This window comes from Mesorhizobium sp. M7A.F.Ca.CA.002.04.1.1 (assembly GCF_004022805.1).
GTDB classification, from domain to species: Bacteria; Pseudomonadota; Alphaproteobacteria; order Rhizobiales; family Rhizobiaceae; genus Mesorhizobium; species Mesorhizobium ciceri.
In genome coordinates this window covers 1-626 of the sequence record NZ_RZPL01001249.1, presented here as the reverse complement: position 1 = coordinate 626, position 626 = coordinate 1, and the positions used below count along the sequence as shown (strand labels likewise).

1 pseudogene is annotated in these 626 nt (G+C 69.0%); it reads left to right on the top strand.

The features are described from left to right. Positions 1-626: pseudogene (locus tag ENZ75_RS33615) on the top strand (kinesin); the annotation flags it as partial.

The window sequence follows — 626 nt, the reverse complement described above, 5'->3', positions numbered from 1 at the left end:
GGAAACCGCAGATCAGCTGACCGCCCGGGCTCAGGACACCGCCGACCATCTGGCAGCTCGTGCAAGCGAAATTGCAGGCACGTTCGATGCCGCCGACCAGAAGCTGGTCGCCCGCGCCATCGAAACGGCCCAGTCGCTGGCCGCGCGCGCCGGCGACATCCTGCGCAACTTCGAAGGCGCCGACCAGCGGCTCGGCATGCGGATCGGCGAATCGGCCGAAGCGCTTGCCGCACGCGCATCGGACCTTGGCCGCATCTTCGATGCCGCCGACCAGCAGCTCGTCTCGCGCATCGCCGAGGGTTCGGAAGCGCTGTCGAGCCGCGCCTCGGAAATCGGCCGTATCTTCGACGACGCGGATCAGCGTCTGGTGTCGCGCATCGCCAGCAGCACCACCACGATCGGCGAGCATGCCGAGACGATCGTCGGCGCCTTTGCCGATACCGAGCAACGGGTTGCCGAACGCGCAAGGCGGACCGGCCAGGAAATGGCCGTGCATGCCCGCGAAATCGAGCAGGCGCTTGCCGGCGCCGACGAGCGTCTCGCCTCGAGCGCGGCGGCCGCGGCAGCCCGTGTCGAAGAGCAGGTCTCGGGCGTCGAGAACCGCCTCGCCTTTACGGCCGAGACGA